An 18,254-nucleotide genomic window follows, 5' to 3' on the forward strand; every position below is an offset into this window, starting at 1 on the left:
CCTCAGGCGGCGGCGCGCTCGCTTGCAGCCGCGACCGTGGCGGCCGGTGCGATGCTCGCCACAGGCGGCTGGATCACCGGCGCATTGCCGCGCGAGCGTCCCGAACTCAGATAATCGGCGATCGATTCCTGCGTGACTTCGCCCAGATAGACACCGTCGCCGTCGATCACCGGCAGCCAGCTGGTGTTGTGCTGGTACATGCGCGACAGCACGATGCGCAGATGCTCGTCGAACGCGGCAGTGGTGGTGAACGGGCGCATCACGTCGGCGCACTGGCCGCCCTTGGTCAGCGCCGCGCGCACGTCCCGGCGCGTCACATAGCCGAGCGCGCGCTGGGCGTCGTCGACCACCGGCAGGTGCCGCACGTCGGCGTCGTCCATCACGCCGAACGCCTCGGCCAACGGCATATCGGGACGGCAGCTTGGCGGCAGCGTCGCCGCGTCGCCGGCGCGGACCAGCAGCAGGCGCTTGAGCGTGTTGTCGTGCCCGACGAAGGCCTGCACGAAGTCGTCGGCCGGATGGGCCAGCAGCGCATCGGGATGATCGAATTGCACCAGCTTGCCGCCGCGGAACACCGCCACCTTGTCGCCCAGCTTGATGGCCTCGTCGATATCGTGCGAGACCATGATCACGGTCTTACCGAGTTGCCGCTGCATCTGGAAAAACTCGTTCTGGATGCTCTCGCGATTGATCGGGTCCACCGCGCCGAACGGTTCGTCCATCAGCAGCACCGGCGCGTCCGCGGCCAGCGCGCGGATCACGCCGATACGCTGCTGCTGTCCGCCGGAAAGTTCGCGCGGATAGCGCTTGAGCATCTTGTCCGGATCGAGCTGCACCATGCGGATCAGCTCGCGCGCGCGTTCGCGGCACTGCTTGCGATCCCAGCCAAGCAGACGCGGCACGACCATGATGTTTTCCTCGATCGTCATGTTCGGAAACAGGCCGATCTGCTGGATCACGTAGCCGATCTTGCGGCGCAGCGTCACGCCATCGATACCGGCGGTGTCCTCGCCTTCGATGCGAACCGTGCCGGAGGTCGGCTCGATCAGCCGGTTGATCATCTTGAGCGTGGTGGTCTTGCCGCAGCCGGAGGGCCCGAGGAAGACGCAGATTTCGCCGCTGGGCACCGTCAGGCTGACGGAATTCACCGCGCGCACTTCGGTACCGTCCTTTTGCGGGAAAGACTTCGTGAGTTTGTCGAGTTCGATCATTGACGGATTCCTTTGGGCGTCAGTGCGCGCTGCAAGGCTTGCAGGCAGACGTCGGCCGCGATGGCGAGCACGCTGACGAGGACGGCGCCCACGGCAAGCTTGCTCATGTTGCTCTGGCTGATCGCCTGGAGGATCAGCACACCCAGACCACCGGCGCCGATGATGGCGGCGATGGTCGCCACGCCGATATTCATGACCACCGCCGTGCGCACGCCGCCGAGGATCACGGGCACCGCCAGCGGCAGGTCGACCAGGCGCATGCGCTGCCAGGTGGTCATGCCGATGCCGCGTCCCGCTTCCTGGATGCCGGCGTCGACATTGGCCAGCGCCGTGTACGTATTGCGCATGATCGGCAGCAGCGAATACAGGAACACGGCGGTCACGGCCGGCACGTAGCCGAGCGCATGACCAAAGCGAGCGAAGATCGGAATCATCAGGCCGAACAGGGCGATCGACGGCAGCGTCAGCACGACCGTGGCCAACGCCAGCAACGGCGTCGCCAGAAAGCGGTGGCGCGTGATCAGAATGCCCAGCGGCACGCCGATGACGATCGCCATGCCCACGGCGGAGCCGACCAGCGCGAGATGCTCGCCCGTCAGCCGCAGCAGCGTCGGCCAGCTATGGTGAAGATAAGTCAGCAGGTCCATGCGCGGCTCCTCAGATCAGTCCGTGGCCGCGCAAGAAATCGCCGGCCACCTTGTCCACGGGCTGCTGGTTGATGTCGACCTGATAGTTCATGTCGGTCATCGCCGCGTTGTCCAGCTTCGACGACAACGCATTGAGCAGATCCGCCAGTTCCGGATGCGCGTCCAGCGCGGCTTTGCGCACCACGGGCACGGCGTTGTACGGTGGGAAGAAATGCAGGTCGTCCTCCAGCAGCACGAGGTCGAAGCCCTTGACGCGACCGTCGGTCGTGTAGACCAGGCCCAGGTCCACCTGGTTGTTCTTGAGCGCCGTATAGACCAGGCCGGGATCGAGCTGAATCACGTCCTTGCGCCCGAACGGCAACTGGTAAGCGGCCTTGAGCGGCTCGAGCCCGTCGGGGCGCGCCGCGAATTCCATATCCACCGCGAGCGGATGCTTCGTGTCGTCGCCGTCCTTGCGCATTTTCTCGGCATAGGCCGACAGCGTCCTGATATCGCCCGCGCGTTCCTTCGGCATGGCAAATGCGTAGGTGTTATTGACCTGCGACGGATCGAGCCAGACCAGACCCTTGGCGGCATCGAGTGCCTTGACGCGCTTGTAGCTTTCCGGGCCGTCGAGCTTTTCTTCGACCTTGTTGAACACGATCAGCGCGGTGCCCGTGTAATCCCACACCACATCGAGTTGGCCGGATTCCATCGCCTGCCGCATCAGCGTACTGCCAAGCCCCGACGTCAGCGTCGCGTCGATGCCCTTGGCCTTCAGGTATTGCGTCGTCATCGACGACAGGATCAGCTGCTCGGTGAAGTTCTTGCCGCCGATGCGCAGTGGGCCCGCGCCTTCCTGCGCGCGCGCCGGCGCGGTGGTCAGCAGCAGTGCGGCGAATGCCAGGCCCGCCGCCGCGGCGAGCCAGAACGAACGCCCTTCGGCAAGCAGATTCGCCAGGCGTCTGGTGTTTTCATGTTTCATACGTCGTGCCTCTTGTGTCGTGCCACGTTCAGCGCGCGGCCTATTGCGCCTTGCCGCGACGGCGCAGGTACACGTGGCCGGCGGTGGCGAACAGCGCGTCAAGCGCCAGGGCCAGCAGCGCGGTCGCGGCGGCGCCCAGCAACAGCAGCGGCTGGTTGTTCAGATAGATGCCGGGGAAGATCAATTCGCCGAGACTGTTCGCGCCGATCAGGAACGACAGCGGCACCGTGCCGACATTGATCACGAGACTGATGCGCACGCCGGCCAGGATCACCGGCAACGCATTGGGCAGCTCGACGCGCAACAGCCGCTGGCACGGCGTCATGCCGATACCGCGCGCCGCCTCCTGCAATGCCGGCGAGACAGTGCGCAGGCCTTCGTACGTGTTGCGCACGATCGGCAGCAGCGACGCGAGCCACAGCGCCAGGATCGCCGGGCGCTCGCCAATGCCGAGCACCGCCAGCGCGAGCGCCAGTACGGCCAGCGACGGCACGGTGTTGCCGATATTGAAGACCTGCATCAGGCGATCGGCCCAGCGGCGCATGCACGGCCGGCTCAGCACGATGCCGGCAGGCACGCCGGTCAGCAAGGCCAGCGCCATCGATATCGCCACCAGCCGAAGGTGGTCGATCACGTCGTAGAACAGCCGGTCCTGGTACTGGCGGATGACATCGACGCCGATCCACGCGACCAATGCGGCCAGCGCGACGGCAACGACACCACCTCCGGCCACGGTCCGGATGGTTTGCTTTGACATATTTCCCCTTCTCCAACGCCGGCCGGAAAAATCGCGCGAAATGCACGACTCTCCACATCCCGGATGCGGAAAACAAAAGGGCCGGCGGAGTCTGTCGATGGGGGTGCCCGCCGGGGCCCAGGTTCAGATTGCATTGCCGCCATGACCGGCACGATTGCCGGCGGACGGACTTTGGATGCATCGCCGACGAGGAACGTCAGCGAGGCACCCGATTGATGGGGCCAGGGCGTGATGCCCAAACCCGCGGGTGCGGCGCAACCGGAGAATTTTCCACGGTTGGCCAATGGTGGCGACTGAGGTCCGATAACAGGGGCCGACAAAGATCGACAATCGCCCGGCTTGCGTCAGGCTGGTGTCGTGTCGGACCCGCTTTTGGGTACGGCGCCGCCGGTCAATCGGCCGTTGTCAGATAACGGATCGCGGGGCTTGGGGTGCAGGCCACGCCCTCGCAACTCACGACAACGGATGACAAAGAGATCGCTATTATACACATCTTCTGCGATCCTGTCATCTTCGGCTTTTCTGCGCCCGATCCGACGGCTATTTCGCCGAAAGCGGCGGCTTCGGACAACGCACCGCGACGGGGCAGATTCACGGAATTTTCCGAGTTTCGGGCCCACGTCGCGGGCCTCTCGAAACGCGCTGCCGCCGTTGCGAATTTCAGCTCAAATCCGCCGAACTCGTTCTGCCGATGGAACGATCTGTTGCCCGACCGCCGTCTACCGCTTTGCTGTCAAACCCTTACATTGCATGGGTAGATCCGATGACTTGCATTCGCGCCGAGTCATCCCGACAGGAGATCCAATCATGACCCACACCCCCACCATCGCCGCCACCGCCACGGAAACCGTCGAGCGCTCCCGCTCGGTGGACCGCGTGGTGCGCGGCATCGCCACCTCGGACGGCGCCGGCGTCAAGCTGACGCGGGTGCTGACGCAGAACCTGCAGCGCCGGCTCGACCCGTTCCTCATGCTCGACGCCTTCGGCACCGACAACAAGGACGACTACATCGGCGGCTTTCCCGATCACCCTCACCGCGGCTTTGAAACCATCACCTATATGCTGGCCGGCCGCATGCGCCACCGCGACAGCGCGGGACATGAAGGGCTGCTTGAAAACGGCGGCGCGCAATGGATGGTGGCCGGCGCCGGCGTGGTGCACTCGGAATTGCCCGAGCAGGAAGACGGCCGCATGGAGGGATTCCAGCTATGGCTGAACCTGCCCGCGGCCGACAAGATGACCACGCCGTGGTATCGCGACATGCCCGCGGCGGCGATCCCGACCGTGGCGCTGCCTTCGGGCGGCACGGTGCGCGTGCTGGCCGGCGCGTCGCACGGCGTGGCCGGTGCGATCACCCGGCCGGTTACCGAGCCGCTGTATCTGGACGTGCATCTGCCTGCAGGGCAACGCTTCGCCCAGACGCTGCCGGCCGGCCATAACGCCTTCGTGTATGTGTATCGCGGCGCAGTCAGGATCGGCGACAGCGCCGATGCCGCGGTGGTAGAGGCGCAGCGCATGGGCGTGCTTGACAACGCGGGCCAGTCCGACGGCGTGGTTGTCACGGCAAGCGAAGACGCACGCTTTTTGTTGATCGCCGGTCAGCCGCTGAACGAACCGATCGCTCAGTACGGGCCGTTCGTGATGAACACGCAGGAACAGATCTACCAGACGCTGGCCGATTTCCGCGAAGGCCGCTTTGCGACGATTCCTGCCAGCACAGCCTGATCCACACGCTGGCACTGGGGTCAACCCTGACCGCCGCCCTGCCCTCACCGGCAGCGCGGCGGTTTTTCTTTGTCTGTGTGGTCGGCACGCGACTTGCAATCTGTCTGTAACCGTTGTGGGGCATGGCGCGCCGGTGAAAGTGAGCCGCCAGACCCCCGCGCACTTATATAATTCACCGCATATTTTAGACATCACAGAATCGTGATGATGACGACATGCCGCGCGGCGATGCTGCGCCACGCACAGTCGCTGTCACGTGCCTGATTCAGAAGTCGCTGCCACAACAATACGAGCCGCCTCAGTGACATTACAAACCCCTCCCAGGCTGGCGCTTGCGCATATCACCAAGCGCTATCCCGGCGTCACCGCCAACGACGACGTCAGCTTGAGCGTCGCACCCGGCGAGATCCACGCCGTTCTTGGCGAAAACGGCGCCGGTAAATCCACCCTGATGAAGATCATCTTCGGCGCGGTTCGTCCGGACGCCGGCGAGGTGCACTTCAATGGGGCTCCCGTTTCGATCAACAGTCCGCACGATGCCCGCAATCTGGGCATCGCCATGGTGTTCCAGCATTTCTCGCTGTTCGACACGCTGACCGTCGCCGAAAACATCGCGCTCGGGTTGCCGCCCAAGGACGCGGGCAACATGAAGGATTTGTCCGAGCGGATTCGCGCCACCGCGCAGCGCTACGGCCTGCCGCTGGAGCCGAATCGCCACGTGCATACGCTGTCCGTGGGCGAGCGCCAGCGCGTGGAGATCGTGCGTGCGCTGCTGGCACAGCCGCAACTGCTGATCCTTGACGAACCGACTTCCGTGCTCACGCCGCAGGCCGTGGAAACGCTGTTCGTCACGCTACGCCAGTTGGCCGCCGAGGGCACCAGCATTCTCTATATCAGCCACAAGCTCGACGAGATCCGCGCGCTGTGCCACCACGCCACGGTGATGCGCATGGGCCGCGTCACCGGCACCTGCGATCCGCGCGAGGAAAGCGCTGCGTCGCTGTCGCGCCTGATGATCGGCGGCGAGCCGCCGCGCGAAGTGCGCGTGAGCGCGCAGCCGGGGCCGCTGAAACTGTCGGTGCGCGATCTGTCGATGTCGCGCGCGCACCAGTTCGCCACGGAACTGCAGCGCATTTCGCTCGACGTCCATGCGGGCGAGATCGTCGGCATCGCCGGGGTGTCCGGCAACGGTCAGCAGGAGTTGCTGGCGGCGCTGTCCGGCGAGGACGCGCGCACCAGCGGCGCGGCCGTGCATCTGGACGGCCGGCCCGTGGGCAGGCTCGATGCGCGCGCGCGCAGGCGCGCGGGACTGGCCTTCGTGCCGGAAGAGCGGCTGGGGCGAGGTGCCGTGCCGGCGATGAGTCTGGCGTCGAATGTCCTGCTGTCGCACCAGACGCCGCCCTATGTGCGTGGGGGGATGGTTTCGCCGCGCGCCGCCGAAGGGCTGGCCGCCGGCATCATCCAGCGCTTCCGCGTCAAGGCCAGCGGCCCCGGCGCGCTGGCGCGCAGCCTGTCGGGCGGAAATCTGCAGAAATTCATCGTCGGCCGCGAAATCGAAGCCGGCCCGAAGGTACTGATCGTGGCACAACCCACCTGGGGCGTCGATGTCGGCGCCGCGGCACAGATCCACAACGAAATCCTTGCGCTCAAGGCCACCGGTTGCGCGGTGCTCGTGGTGTCCGAAGAACTCGACGAACTGTTCGCGATCTGCGATCGCCTGCACGTCATCGCCAAGGGTCACCTGTCGCCGTCGATCCCGGTGGAAACCGCCACGCGCGAGCAGGTTGGCCTGTGGATGAGCGGACTCTGGGAAGGCGGTCCCGTCAGCCAGCGCGAGGCGTCCAGCGCGGAGGTGCCGGCTCATGGCTAAGGTGCTCTCCCCTATCGTGCTGGCGCCGCGCGGAGAACCGTCGCGCGCGATGGCGTACGCATCGCCGCTGTTCGCCATCGTGCTGACACTGCTGTTCGGAGCGCTGCTGTTCCTGATCCTCGGCAAGGATCCGGTGGCGGCACTGAAAGTCTTCCTGGTCGATCCACTCAAGGACCGGCGGGCCATCGGCGAAGTCCTGCTCAAGACCGTGCCGCTGGTGCTCTGCGCGCTCGGTCTGTCCGTCTGCTATCGCGCCAACGTGTGGAACATCGGCGCCGATGGGCAACTGATCGCCGGCGGCATCCTTGCCGGCGCCACCGTGTTGTGGTTCGACAGCCCGGGTAACACCACGAGCGGCCCCGCGGTTCTGGTGCTGGCCGCGCTGGCCGGCTGCATCGGCGGCATGGCATGGGCGTCGATCACGGCGCTGCTCAAGGACCGCTTCAACGCCAACGAGATCCTGGTGTCGCTGATGCTGACCTATATCGCGCAGCAACTGCTGTTGTGGGTGGTCAACGGGCCGCTGAAGGACCCCAACGGCATGAACTTTCCGCAATCGAAAGTGTTCGCGTCGATGTTCCTGCTGCCGAACCTGCTGCCTGGATCGCGGTTGCATGTCGGCTTCGCGGTGATGCTGGTGCTGGTGGCGATCATGACGGTGTTCGTGTTCCGCAGCTTCGCCGGCTATAGGCTGCAGGTGGGCGGCACCGCGCCGCTGGCCGCGCGCTATGCGGGGTTTTCGTCGCGCAGCGCGCTGTGGAGCGCCCTGATGATCTCGGGCGCAACCGCCGGCCTGGCCGGCGCGTTCGAGGTGACGGGTCCGATCGGCCAGCTGCTCCCGTCGATCTCGCCCGGCTACGGCTTCACTGCGATCATCGTCGCCTTCGTGGGCCGCCTGCATCCGGTGGGCGCGGTGTTCGGCGGCATCGTCATGTCGCTGTTCTATATCGGCGGCGAAATGGCGCAGTCGCGCCTGGGGCTGCCGTCGGCGCTAGGTTGGGTGTTCCAGGGCATGCTGCTGTTCTTCCTGCTGGCCTGCGACACCCTGATCGACAACCATCTGCGCTGGCGCGCACGCGCGGCCTGATGCGGAGCTGACAACAACATGGAACAACTTGCTCCCCTGATCGCCACTGCGATCAACGCCGGCACGCCGCTGCTGCTGGCCGCGCTGGGCCTGCTGGTCAACGAGCGCTCCGGCGTGCTGAACCTGGGCGCCGAAGGCATGATGCTGGTGGCCGCCGCACTGGGCTTCATGGTCGGCTACCAGACCCAGTCGCCGATGCTTGGCTTTATCGCCGGCGCCGGCGCCGGCATGCTGATGGCCACGCTGTTCTCGTGGCTGGCGCTGGTGTTGGCCACCAACCAGGTGGCCACCGGGCTGGCGCTGTCGATCTTCGGCACCGGCCTGTCGGCCTTCATGGCGCAGCGCTTCGTCGGCTATGCGATGCCTGCCCAGGCCAAGTCGGTGCCCTATCTGGCCGATATCCCGTTCATCGGCCCGGCGTTTTTCCAGCATCACTGGATGGTCTATGTCAGCCTGCTGCTGTGCCTGGCGATCATGTGGTTTCTGTTCCGCACGCGCGCCGGTCTGACGTTGCGCGCGATCGGCGAATCGCCCGAGTCGGCGCACGCGCTGGGCTACCCGGTGCGCTGGATCCGCTTTGGCGCGCTGCTGTTCGGCGGCGCCTGCTGCGGACTGGCCGGCGCGTATCTGTCGCTGGTCTATACGCCGATGTGGGTGGAAAACCTCGTCGCGGGCCGCGGCTGGATCGCGCTGGCGCTCACCACGTTCGCGACCTGGCGTCCGGGCCGCGTGCTGATTGGTGCGTGGCTGTTCGGCGGCGTGACGATCCTGCAGTTCTATCTGCAGGGCATCGGCGTGTCGGTGCCATCGCAGTTCCTGTCGATGCTGCCTTATGCCGCCACGATCGTCGTGCTGGCACTGATTTCGCGTAACCCGGCGTGGATTCGCCTGAACATGCCTGCCTCGCTCGGCAAGCCGTTCCGCCCGGGCAACGCCTGAACCGTATCACCGAAGTCCAATAACAAGAGCCATACCTCAAACCACATCACAAAGACGTCTGACAAGGAGAGATCGATGATCGTTTCACGCAGGACCACGCTGGCAGCCCTGGCCGCCACCGCTGTGCTGGCCCTGGCCGGCTGCGGCAAGAAAGAAGCCGAAAAGCCGGCCGAAACCGCCGCGCCGGCATCGGCGCCGGCCGCGGCCGCCAACGAGCCGCTGAAGGTGGCCTTCGTCTATATCGGACCAGTGGGCGACGCCGGCTGGACCTACGCCCACGATGCCGGCCGCAAGGCGGTGGAAGCCAAGTTCGGCGACAAGGTGAAGACCACCTACGTCGAGAACGTGCCCGAATCCGCAGCCGATGCCGAGCGCGTGTTCCGCGACCTGGCCAGCCAGGGCAACAAGCTGATCTTCGGCACCACCTTTGGCTACATGGAGTCGATGCTGAAGGTGGCGCGCGAATTCCCGGATGTGAAGTTTGAACACGCCACGGGCTTCAAGACCGCCGACAACCTGGCCCAGTACGACGTGCGCACCTACGAGGGCGCGTACCTGGCCGGCGTGGTGGCGGGCAAGATGAGCAAGACCGGCAAGATGGGCGTGGTGGCGTCGGTGCCGATTCCCGAAGTGATCCGCAACATCGACTCGTTCACGCTGGGCGCGCGCTCGGTCAACCCGAAGGCGACGGTCAAGGTGGTGTGGGTGAACAAGTGGTTCGATCCGGGCAAGGAACGCGAAGCGGCCACGACCCTCATCGGCCAGGGCGTCGACATGCTGATGCAGAACACCGATTCGGCCGCCGTGGTGCAGACCGCACAGGAAAAGGGCGTGTACGCATTCGGCTGGGATAGCGACATGAGCCGCTTCGGCGAAAAATCCCATCTGGCCGCTTCGGTGATCACGTGGGGCGTCTACTACAACAAGGTCGTCGGCGACGTGCTCGACAACAAGTGGAAGAACACCACCACGTGGTGGGGCCTGAAGGAAGGCATGATCGACCTGAAGGGCTTCAACGCCGTGGTGCCGGACGACGTCAAGGCGCTGATCGAGGAACGCAAGAAGGGCGTGATCGACGGCACCGCGCCGATCTGGAAGGGTCCGCTCAAGGACAACGCCGGCAAGGAGCAACTGGCCAAGGATCAGGTGGCCGACGACAAATTCCTGCACGACATCAAGTTCTATGTCGAGGGCGTGGAAGGCAACGTACCGGGCTAAACCATTGCGCCATCCCGGCCGCCATCCGGTTCCTTATCCGGATCGCTCCCGGGTCTGACAGAAACGCCGGCCCCGTGACACACGGGCCGGCGTTTTTTCTGGGCGCGCGCCGGGGAACTTGAATCGACATGCATCGGCCCAAGCTATTCGCCTATCCCCTGCCGATTGTGTGACCAAGGAGGCCCATCATGTGGAAACGACTGTCAGCGTTGTGGACGCTGGTGCGGCGAGACGGCCGTCTGTTCTGGTTTGCGTTGCGTCATCCCGATGCCCCACCATGGCTGAAACCCGCTGCATTCGGGCTGCTGTTCTACGCGATTTCGCCGATCGACCTGATTCCCGATTTCATCGCCGGGCTTGGTATCGTCGACGACTTGGTGATCATTCCGCTGGCCGTGCACCTGATCCTCAAGCGCCTGCCGCCTCACATCCTGCGCCAGGCGCAAATGCGCGCCGCCGCGACGACCGTGCGGCCGCGCTGACGTCTGGCCAGATCCAAAAGAAAATCGCTGCCCAACAGGCAGCGATTTTTTCATTGGCGGTGAATTGCCGTTTCATGCCGCAACGGCCGGCAAACATCGCTCAACTGGCGGCGCCGCTGTCCTTGCCGTCGCCGCAGTCGTCGAAGCAGTGACGTGCCAGCTCCACCAGCAGCAGCTCCGCTGTTGCGAGATTGGTGGCGCACGGCACGTTGTGGACGTCGCAGGCGCGCACCAGCGCATTGATGTCCGGCTCGTGCGGCTGCGGCGTCATCGGATCGCGCAGGAAGATCACGGCCGTGATCTTGCCCTCGGCCAGTTGCGCGCCGATCTGCAGATCGCCACCCCACGGACCGGACAACATGCGCGTCACTTCGAGGCCGGTTTCGGTGGCGATGCGGCCGCCGGTGGTGCCGGTGGCCAGCAGGTCGCAGCGACTGAGAAAATCGCGATGACGACCGGCGAACGCAACGATGTCGTCCTTCTTGTGGTCGTGCGCGATCAGCGCGATGCGCGGTGTGCCTTCGACGCTCGGCATCAGAACGTGCCCGGGTAAGCGCCGCCGTCGAGCAGCACGTTCTGGCCGGTCATGTAAGCGGCCTGCTTGCTGCACAGGAACGCGCACGTGGCGCCGAACTCGGCCGGCTCGCCGAAGCGGCGCGACGGATTGGCCGCCGCACGGCGCGCGGCCATTTCCTCGATGCTGATGCCGGCCTTCTTGGCGCCACCTTCCATGGTCTTCTTCAGGCGATCGGTGTCGAACGGACCGGGCAGCAGGTTGTTGACGGTCACGCCATATTGCGCCACCTCGCGCGCCAGGCCGGCCACGAAACCGGTCAGGCCCGCGCGCGCGCCGTTGGACAGGCCGAGCACGTCGATCGGCGCCTTGACCGCACCGCTGGTGATATTGATGATGCGACCCCAACGGCGCGCGATCATGCCGTCCACCGTGGCCTTGATCAGTTCGATCGGCGTCAGCATGTTGGCGTCGAGCGCAGCGATCCATTCGTCACGGCCCCAGTCGCGGAAGTTGCCCGGCGGCGGGCCGCCCGCGTTGTTGACCAGGATGTCGAGGTCGCCGAGCTTGGCCGCTGCATCGAGCGCCAGCTTGCGGCCTTCGGGCGTGGTGATATCGGTGGCCACGGCCACCACGCGACGCCCATGGCGTGCGCGCAGGTCGGCGGCGGCCTTCTCCAGCGCTTCGGCGCCGCGCGCGACCACCACCACGTCCACGCCTTCGGCCGCGAGCGCATCCGCACACGCAAAACCGAGTCCCTTGCTGGCGCCGCACACCAGCGCATGCTTACCGCGCAGTCCGAAATCCATTTCTTGCTCTCCTTGCTTGGTTATCGCTATTTATCGCTTTGAATTGCACGTCGAAGCCCGCTCGATCAGGCTCGTTTGGTCGACAGCAGGTACATGCCGCCCAGCACCAGCGCACTGCCCGCCAGCTGCACGCCGGTCACCGGCTCGCCCAGAAGCCAGAAGGCCAGCGCGAGCGTGGAGACTGGTCCGATCATGCCAGCCTGCGATGCCATGGGCGCGCCGATGCGCGCCACCGCGATCATCGTCAGCGAGACCGGCAGCACGGTGCAGAACACCGCGTTGACGACCGACAGCCATAGCACCGGCGCCGGCTGCGCCAGTTCGGCCAGCGGCCGGCCCAGCGCCAGATACTGAATCACGCAGCACAGCGTCGATACGCACATCGCATAGGCCACCAGCCGCAGCGATCCCACGCGCTTGACCAGTTCGCCGCTCAGAATCAGGTACACACCATACGACAGGGCGCTGCCCAGCACCAGCGCGCCGCCCAGCCAGACCTGGTCGCCGCTGACGTCCAGGTCATGCGCGAAGACCAGCACGATGCCGGCGTAGGCCAGCAGCAGCGACAGCCACTGCCGTAAATGGATGGGTCGACGAAACACCAGCGCGGTGGTCAGCAGCACGAAGGACGGCGTGAGAAACAGGATCAGTCGTTCCAGGCCGGCGGTGATGTACTGCAGCCCCAGAAAATCCATGAAACTGGACAGGTAGTAACCAATAAAGCCCAGAAACACCACGCGGGAGCGATCGGCCCACGACAGCGCGGGCAGCTTGCGCGCCTGCCACCAGCCGATCGCCATGAAAAGCGGCACCGCGAACAGCATGCGCAGGGAGATGACCATCACCGCGTCGACGCTGTAGCGGTACATCAGTTTGGCGACGATCGCCTTGGCGGAAAACAGCACGGCGCCGATGGCCGCGGCGGCCAGCCCGAAGCGCTGCACGGCAGGCACTTCGGCGGATGGGGACAGGGACTTCTGGGATGCAGGCACGGGGACGCAGGATGGCGCGGCAACACGACTTGCCGGCGGCAAAGTCAGGCACGACGGATGCCGCCGATTGTATGTCAAAAGACGCGCCACCTGCCGGCCACGACTACGGCGGCTTTCCCATACAATGGCCCGCGCCGGATGCTGCACCAGGCGCATGCGCAACCGGCGGCACGCAAGGGGGGACCGTCAGCCGACAGCCCGCCGCGCGCAGAAAATCGAGCCACTTCGCGCCATACATGCATCACAACAATATCCCGGAGATTCCCGCATCATGTCGTCCCATCGCCCTCACTTTCCCCGCCGCGCCTTTGTTTCGCTGGTTGCCACGTTGCTGGCCGGCGGCGCATCCGCCGCGTTTGCCGCTGAGAGTTTTCCGAGCAAGCCGATCCGGTTCGTCGTGCCCTACGCGGCCGGAGGCACCACCGACCTGGTGGCGCGCACGGTGGGCCAGCGCGTAGCAGAAAAGCTCGGGCAGCCGGTGGTGGTCGAGAATCGCCCCGGCGCGGGCGGCAACATCGGCATGGATGCCGTGGCCAAGGCACCCGCCGACGGCTATACGATTGGCTTCGGCGCGATTTCAACCAACGCGCTGAATCCGCATATCTACAAGCACGTCCCATTCGATCCGCGCAAGGATTTCACCGCGATCAGCCTGCTGGGCACGTCGACGATCGTGCTCGAGGTCAGCGAAAGCCTGCCCGTGAAGACCGTCCCCGAACTGATTGCCTATGCCAAGGCCCATCCCGGCCTGACCTACGCAACGGCCGGGACCGGCACTTCGATGCACCTGGCCGGCGCGATGTTCTCGCAAATGACGCAGACGGGCCTGACCCATGTGCCCTACAAGGGCAGCAGCCCGGCCATCAACGACCTGCTGGGCGGCCACATCCAGGTGATGTTCGACAACCTGCCGGCGTCGCTGCCGCACATCCAGGCTGGCAAGCTGCGCGCGCTGGCCGTGGCCGGCAAAACTCGCGCGCCGTCGCTGCCCAACGTGCCGACGCTGGCTGAAGCGGGACTGGCGGGTTACGCAGTCGAGCCGTGGTTCGGCGTGTACGGGCCGGCCAACCTGCCCGCGCCGGTGGTCCAGGCGCTCAATGCGGCATTCGTCGAGGCGCTGGCGCGGCCCGACGTGCGCGACAAGCTCGCGCAGGCGGGCTTCAATCCGAAGGCATCGAGCGCAGCGGAATTGCAGACGCTGACCCAGACCGAATACGAGCGTTTTGGAAAGGTCGCAAAAGCCGCCGCGATTACCGTCGATTGACGGCACGGCCGGCAGCGCGGCGCTCCCGCCCGGCGGCGATTGCCGGCGCGCCGCCTGTGGCCCGCCGCGGCAACGTCCGGCGGGCGCCGCTGCATCCATTACAATCGCGCTGCATCGGCCCTATCGCGTCAGTCAGGGCCATTTTCGTATTCCGCCGAGCCCGCCATGAAACAAGATCCGCGCTTTCCCAACCTCTTCATCCTCAATCACCCGCTGATCCAGCACAAGCTTTCGCACATGCGCGACAAGGAAACGTCGACGCGCACATTCCGCGAGCTGCTGCGCGAGATCACGCTGCTGATGGGCTACGAAATCACGCGCAATCTGCCGCTGACCACGCGCCGCATCGACACGCCGCTGGTGGCGCTCGATGCGCCGGTGATCGCCGGCAAGAAGCTGACGATCGTGCCGGTATTGCGGGCGGGCGTCGGCATGAGCGATGGTCTGGTGGAGCTGATTCCCTCGGCGCGTATCGGCCACATCGGCGTGTATCGCGACGAGCAGCATCGGCCGGTGGAATATCTGGTGCGGCTGCCGGATCTGGAGGACCGATCGTTCATCCTGTGCGATCCGATGGTGGCCACCGGCTATTCGGCCGCACACGCGGTGGACGTGCTCAAGCGTCGCGGCGTGCCGGACGAAGCCATCACGTTCGTGGCGCTGGTGGCCGCACCCGAAGGCGTTGAAGTGTTCCAGAAGGCCCACCCGGGCGTGAAGCTCTACGTGGCGTCGCTGGACAGCCATCTCGACGAGCACGCCTATATCGTTCCGGGTCTGGGCGATGCCGGCGACCGTCTGTTCGGCACAAAAAACTGATCGAAATCCGCGGCGGTTGATGCGCCGCAAAGGATGTGCGGGATCGCTCTTTCTACACTGAATGCCTTTCGGGCACCGACAAAGAAGGAGATCCCGCATGCAAGCACTGAAGATTCTCACCTCCACCGCCACGGGCCTGGCCAGTCTGGCGGTCATCGCATTCATCATCGCCATGGCCGCATTCTTCGCCTGCCTGTTCGCCCGCAAGGCCCGACAGGATGCCGAGGCCGCCAGGCGCGCCGCTGCGGCTGAATCGCCCTGACGCGCAGTGCGCTGGAAGTCCGCACGGCAACGTTCGACGCCGCAACATGGAATACGCCCGCAATTTCGCGGGCGTATTCAATTGTAGGTGCTTCATTTGCGCGAACCCGGCGCGCGTTGCGCCCTCAGTTGCGCAATTTTTGGGGCGTAACTCGCCTCATGATTCGCCGGATCACTTGCGTTTCCCGCCGCCCAGCAGACTGCCCAGCACACCGCGGATCAATTCGCGTCCCACCTGCGAGCCCACGGTGCGCGCCGCGGACTTTGCCATCGATTCCAGGATCGAATCGCCCCGGCCCGTCTTGCCAGTGCCGCGCGTCAAGCTGCCGAAGATCTCCCCGGCCGAATCCATCCAGCCGCCGCCTTCGGATTGCGGTGCCGGCGCGCCGACCCCCTTCCCGGCATCCGCAGGCGCTCCGTTTGTCGGCGCCGCCACCGCGCCGCGCAGCTTTTCGTAGGCCGACTCGCGATCGATCACCTTTTCATAGGTGCCTGCCACCAGCGAGTTGGCGATCAGCGCCTTGCGCTCGTCGTCGGTGATCGGGCCGATGCGGCTGCCCGGCGCCAGCACCCAGGCGCGCTCGGTTACGCACGGCGTGCCTTTGGCATCGAGGCACGACACCAGCGCCTCGCCCACGCCCAGCTCGCCGATCACCTGCTCGATATTTAGCTTGGGATTCGCGCGCATGGTCGTGGCGGCCACCTTTACGGCCTTCTGGTCGCGCGGCGTGAATGCGCGTAGCGCATGCTGGACGCGATTGCCAAGCTGGCCCAGCACGGTGTCGGGAATGTCGACCGGATTCTGCGTCACGAAGTACACGCCCACGCCCTTCGAGCGCACCAGACGCACCACCTGCTCGATCTTGTCGAGCAGCGCCTTCGGTGCATCGTTGAACAGCAGATGCGCCTCGTCGAAAAAGAACACGAGCTTCGGTTTGTCGAGATCGCCCGCCTCGGGCAATTTCTCAAACAGCTCCGACAGCATCCACAACAGGAACGTGGCGTACAGCCGTGGCGCGTTCATCAGCTTGTCGGCCGCGAGGATATTGACAACGCCCTGGCCTTTCTCGGTCTGGATGAAGTCTTCCAGATTGAGCATCGGCTCGCCGAAGAACTTGTCCGCACCTTGCGACTCCAGCGCCATCAGCCCGCGCTGGATCGCGCCGATCGAGGCCGCCGAGATATTGCCGTATTCGGTGGTGAACTGGCTGGCGTTGTCGCCCACATGCTGCAGCATCGCGCGCAAATCCTTGGCGTCGAGCAGCAGCAGGCCGTTGGCGTCGGCGATGCGGAACACCAGGTTCAGCACGCCTTGCTGGGTGTCATTGAGTTCGAGCATGCGCGACAGCAAAAGCGGGCCCATGTGGGACACCGTGGCGCGCACGGGATGGCCCTTTTCGCCGAAAACATCCCACAGCGTGGTCGGGCAGGCGCCCCAGACCGGCTCGTCCAGGCCGTGTTCGGCCAGCCGGGCCTTCAGCTTGTCGGACGCCTGCCCCACTTGGGAAATGCCGGTCAAGTCACCTTTGACGTCGGCCATGAAGACCGGCACGCCGAGCCGCGAGAAGCCCTGCGCCAAGGTCTGCAGCGTGACGGTCTTGCCCGTGCCGGTGGCGCCCGTGATCAGGCCGTGCCGATTGCCCATTTCGGGCAGCAGCACCAGTTCGTGGTCGGCATTCTTGGCGATGAGGATGGGATCGGCCATGGCGGGTCTCGGTGATCGACTTGTCAAAAGGCAGGAAATGGCGTCGGCACTCGCGGGCAGCGTGCAAGGCGCTTCGGTGCGACAGGGGCGCGTGATAAAATCCTGCGCTGATTATAGCCAGCAGATTGGCACATCAATCACATGGCGTGGCCGCCGGATTGTCAGGATTTGTCACTGAAAACGACCGAAACCGGCTTCCCGCAGGCGCAATGCCGCCGGGCTTCACACCACACGACACGTTTTCCGCATTCGGAGAGAAACATGGCCGGTCATTCCAAATGGGCCAATATCAAACACAAGAAAGCTGCCGCCGACGCCAAGCGCGGCAAGATCTGGACGCGCCTGATCAAGGAAATCACCGTGGCCGCCAAGCTGGGCGGCGGTGACATCGATTCGAACCCGCGCCTGCGCCTGGCCATGGAAAAGGCGATGGACGCCAACATGCCCAAGGACAACATGCAGCGCGCGATCCAGCGCGGCGTGGGTGGCCTGGAAGGCGCGAACTACGAGGAAATCCGCTACGAAGGCTACGGTCTGGCCGGCGCGGCGATCATCGTCGACTGCCTGACCGACAACCGCACCCGCACGGTCGCCGAAGTCCGCCACGCATTCTCCAAGCACGGCGGCAACATGGGCACGGAAGGCTCGGTGGCCTTCATGTTCACGCACTGCGGCCAGTTCCTGTTTGCTCCGGGCACGCCCGAGGACAAGCTGATGGACGCCGCGCTCGAAGCCGGCGCCGACGACGTGGTGACCAACGAGGACGGATCGATCGAGGTCACCTGCCCGCCGAACGATTTCGGCGCGGTCAAGGCGGCGCTGGAAGCCGCCGGTTTCAAGGCCGAAGTGGCCGACGTGGTGATGAAGCCGCAAAACGAAGTGAGCTTCAGCGGCGACGACGCCATCAAGATGCAGAAGCTGCTGGACGCGCTGGAAAACCTGGACGACGTACAGGAAGTCTTCACCAACGCGGTGATCGAGGACTAACCCTCG

19 protein-coding genes are annotated in these 18,254 nt (G+C 65.3%); 10 read left to right on the plus strand and 9 right to left on the minus strand.

The window, feature by feature from the left end:
• Window positions 1-2: 2 nt before the first annotated feature.
• The 5 genes from F7R19_RS03495 to F7R19_RS03515 all read right to left on the minus strand — a co-directional run bounded on the left by F7R19_RS03495 (window position 3) and on the right by F7R19_RS03515 (window position 4,174).
• Window positions 3-1,211: an osmoprotectant ABC transporter ATP-binding protein OsmV gene (locus F7R19_RS03495; protein WP_150979379.1), complete on the minus strand. Its 1,209-nt coding sequence runs from the start codon at window positions 1,209-1,211 to the stop codon at window positions 3-5.
• The gene (locus F7R19_RS03500; protein WP_061959882.1) at window positions 1,208-1,858 is read right to left on the minus strand and encodes an ABC transporter permease; all 651 of its coding nucleotides are present in this window, start codon (window positions 1,856-1,858) and stop codon (window positions 1,208-1,210) included. Before F7R19_RS03500 ends, F7R19_RS03495 begins: the two co-directional genes overlap by 4 nt.
• Before the next feature lie 10 nt (window positions 1,859-1,868).
• Entirely contained in the window at window positions 1,869-2,822 is a 954-nt protein-coding gene (locus F7R19_RS03505) for a glycine betaine ABC transporter substrate-binding protein (protein WP_061959883.1), read from the minus strand.
• Between the two features lie 40 nt (window positions 2,823-2,862).
• The gene (locus tag F7R19_RS03510; RefSeq protein WP_150979380.1) at window positions 2,863-3,579 is read right to left on the minus strand and encodes an ABC transporter permease; all 717 of its coding nucleotides are present in this window, start codon (window positions 3,577-3,579) and stop codon (window positions 2,863-2,865) included.
• A gap of 391 nt (window positions 3,580-3,970) precedes the next feature.
• Window positions 3,971-4,174, minus strand: a complete 204-nt coding sequence (locus F7R19_RS03515) for a hypothetical protein (protein WP_150979381.1) — start codon at window positions 4,172-4,174, stop codon at window positions 3,971-3,973.
• 212 nt (window positions 4,175-4,386) lie between these two features.
• On the opposite strand from F7R19_RS03515, the gene F7R19_RS03520 reads away from it, so the two are divergent.
• From F7R19_RS03520 to F7R19_RS03545, 6 genes are all read left to right on the plus strand, one after another.
• The gene (locus tag F7R19_RS03520; RefSeq protein ID WP_061959885.1) at window positions 4,387-5,304 is read left to right on the plus strand and encodes a pirin family protein; all 918 of its coding nucleotides are present in this window, start codon (window positions 4,387-4,389) and stop codon (window positions 5,302-5,304) included.
• A 301-nt stretch (window positions 5,305-5,605) separates the two neighbouring features.
• Window positions 5,606-7,174 carry an ABC transporter ATP-binding protein gene (locus F7R19_RS03525; protein WP_150979382.1) on the plus strand — a complete coding sequence of 523 codons (1,569 nt, stop codon included), beginning with the start codon at window positions 5,606-5,608 and terminating at the stop codon, window positions 7,172-7,174.
• Window positions 7,167-8,261 carry an ABC transporter permease gene (locus F7R19_RS03530; RefSeq protein ID WP_150979383.1) on the plus strand — a complete coding sequence of 365 codons (1,095 nt, stop codon included), beginning with the start codon at window positions 7,167-7,169 and terminating at the stop codon, window positions 8,259-8,261. The genes F7R19_RS03525 and F7R19_RS03530 overlap by 8 nt, the downstream gene beginning before the upstream one ends.
• 18 nt (window positions 8,262-8,279) lie before the next feature.
• Window positions 8,280-9,200 carry an ABC transporter permease gene (locus F7R19_RS03535; RefSeq protein ID WP_150979384.1) on the plus strand — a complete coding sequence of 307 codons (921 nt, stop codon included), beginning with the start codon at window positions 8,280-8,282 and terminating at the stop codon, window positions 9,198-9,200.
• Window positions 9,201-9,275: 75 nt separating this feature from the next.
• The gene (locus tag F7R19_RS03540) at window positions 9,276-10,418 is read left to right on the plus strand and encodes a BMP family ABC transporter substrate-binding protein (protein WP_150979385.1); all 1,143 of its coding nucleotides are present in this window, start codon (window positions 9,276-9,278) and stop codon (window positions 10,416-10,418) included.
• Between the two features lie 188 nt (window positions 10,419-10,606).
• A complete protein-coding gene (locus F7R19_RS03545) occupies window positions 10,607-10,900 on the plus strand; it encodes a YkvA family protein (RefSeq protein ID WP_061958752.1) in 294 nt (97 codons plus the stop codon).
• A 100-nt stretch (window positions 10,901-11,000) separates the two neighbouring features.
• On the opposite strand, the gene F7R19_RS03550 is transcribed toward F7R19_RS03545, so the two are convergent.
• The 3 genes from F7R19_RS03550 to F7R19_RS03560 all read right to left on the minus strand — a co-directional run bounded on the left by F7R19_RS03550 (window position 11,001) and on the right by F7R19_RS03560 (window position 13,176).
• A complete protein-coding gene (locus F7R19_RS03550) occupies window positions 11,001-11,435 on the minus strand; it encodes a methylglyoxal synthase (RefSeq protein WP_150979386.1) in 435 nt (144 codons plus the stop codon).
• On the minus strand, window positions 11,435-12,223 hold the full coding sequence (locus tag F7R19_RS03555; RefSeq protein ID WP_061958754.1) for an SDR family oxidoreductase: 789 nt from the start codon (window positions 12,221-12,223) through the stop codon (window positions 11,435-11,437). The genes F7R19_RS03550 and F7R19_RS03555 overlap by 1 nt, the downstream gene beginning before the upstream one ends.
• Before the next feature lie 65 nt (window positions 12,224-12,288).
• Window positions 12,289-13,176 carry a DMT family transporter gene (locus F7R19_RS03560; RefSeq protein ID WP_061958755.1) on the minus strand — a complete coding sequence of 296 codons (888 nt, stop codon included), beginning with the start codon at window positions 13,174-13,176 and terminating at the stop codon, window positions 12,289-12,291.
• A 310-nt stretch (window positions 13,177-13,486) separates the two neighbouring features.
• On the opposite strand from F7R19_RS03560, the gene F7R19_RS03565 reads away from it, so the two are divergent.
• From F7R19_RS03565 to F7R19_RS03575, 3 genes are all read left to right on the plus strand, one after another.
• A complete protein-coding gene (locus F7R19_RS03565; protein WP_150979387.1) occupies window positions 13,487-14,479 on the plus strand; it encodes a Bug family tripartite tricarboxylate transporter substrate binding protein in 993 nt (330 codons plus the stop codon).
• Window positions 14,480-14,644: 165 nt separating this feature from the next.
• Complete coding sequence (gene upp / locus F7R19_RS03570) at window positions 14,645-15,295, plus strand: uracil phosphoribosyltransferase (RefSeq protein ID WP_061958757.1); 651 nt, start codon at window positions 14,645-14,647, stop codon at window positions 15,293-15,295.
• A gap of 97 nt (window positions 15,296-15,392) precedes the next feature.
• Window positions 15,393-15,557, plus strand: coding sequence for a DUF3149 domain-containing protein (locus F7R19_RS03575; RefSeq protein WP_150979388.1), 165 nt, complete (start codon window positions 15,393-15,395; stop codon window positions 15,555-15,557).
• 171 nt (window positions 15,558-15,728) lie between these two features.
• On the opposite strand, the gene F7R19_RS03580 is transcribed toward F7R19_RS03575, so the two are convergent.
• Complete coding sequence (locus tag F7R19_RS03580; RefSeq protein WP_150979389.1) at window positions 15,729-17,261, minus strand: helicase HerA-like C-terminal domain-containing protein; 1,533 nt, start codon at window positions 17,259-17,261, stop codon at window positions 15,729-15,731.
• Between the two features lie 261 nt (window positions 17,262-17,522).
• Here F7R19_RS03580 and F7R19_RS03585 point away from each other — a divergent pair, with 261 nt between their 5' ends.
• On the plus strand, window positions 17,523-18,248 hold the full coding sequence (locus F7R19_RS03585) for a YebC/PmpR family DNA-binding transcriptional regulator (protein WP_061958759.1): 726 nt from the start codon (window positions 17,523-17,525) through the stop codon (window positions 18,246-18,248).
• Window positions 18,249-18,254: the final 6 nt, after the last annotated feature.

It is taken from the genome of Cupriavidus pauculus (genome assembly GCF_008801835.1).
Lineage (GTDB): Bacteria > Pseudomonadota > Gammaproteobacteria > Burkholderiales > Burkholderiaceae > Cupriavidus > Cupriavidus pauculus.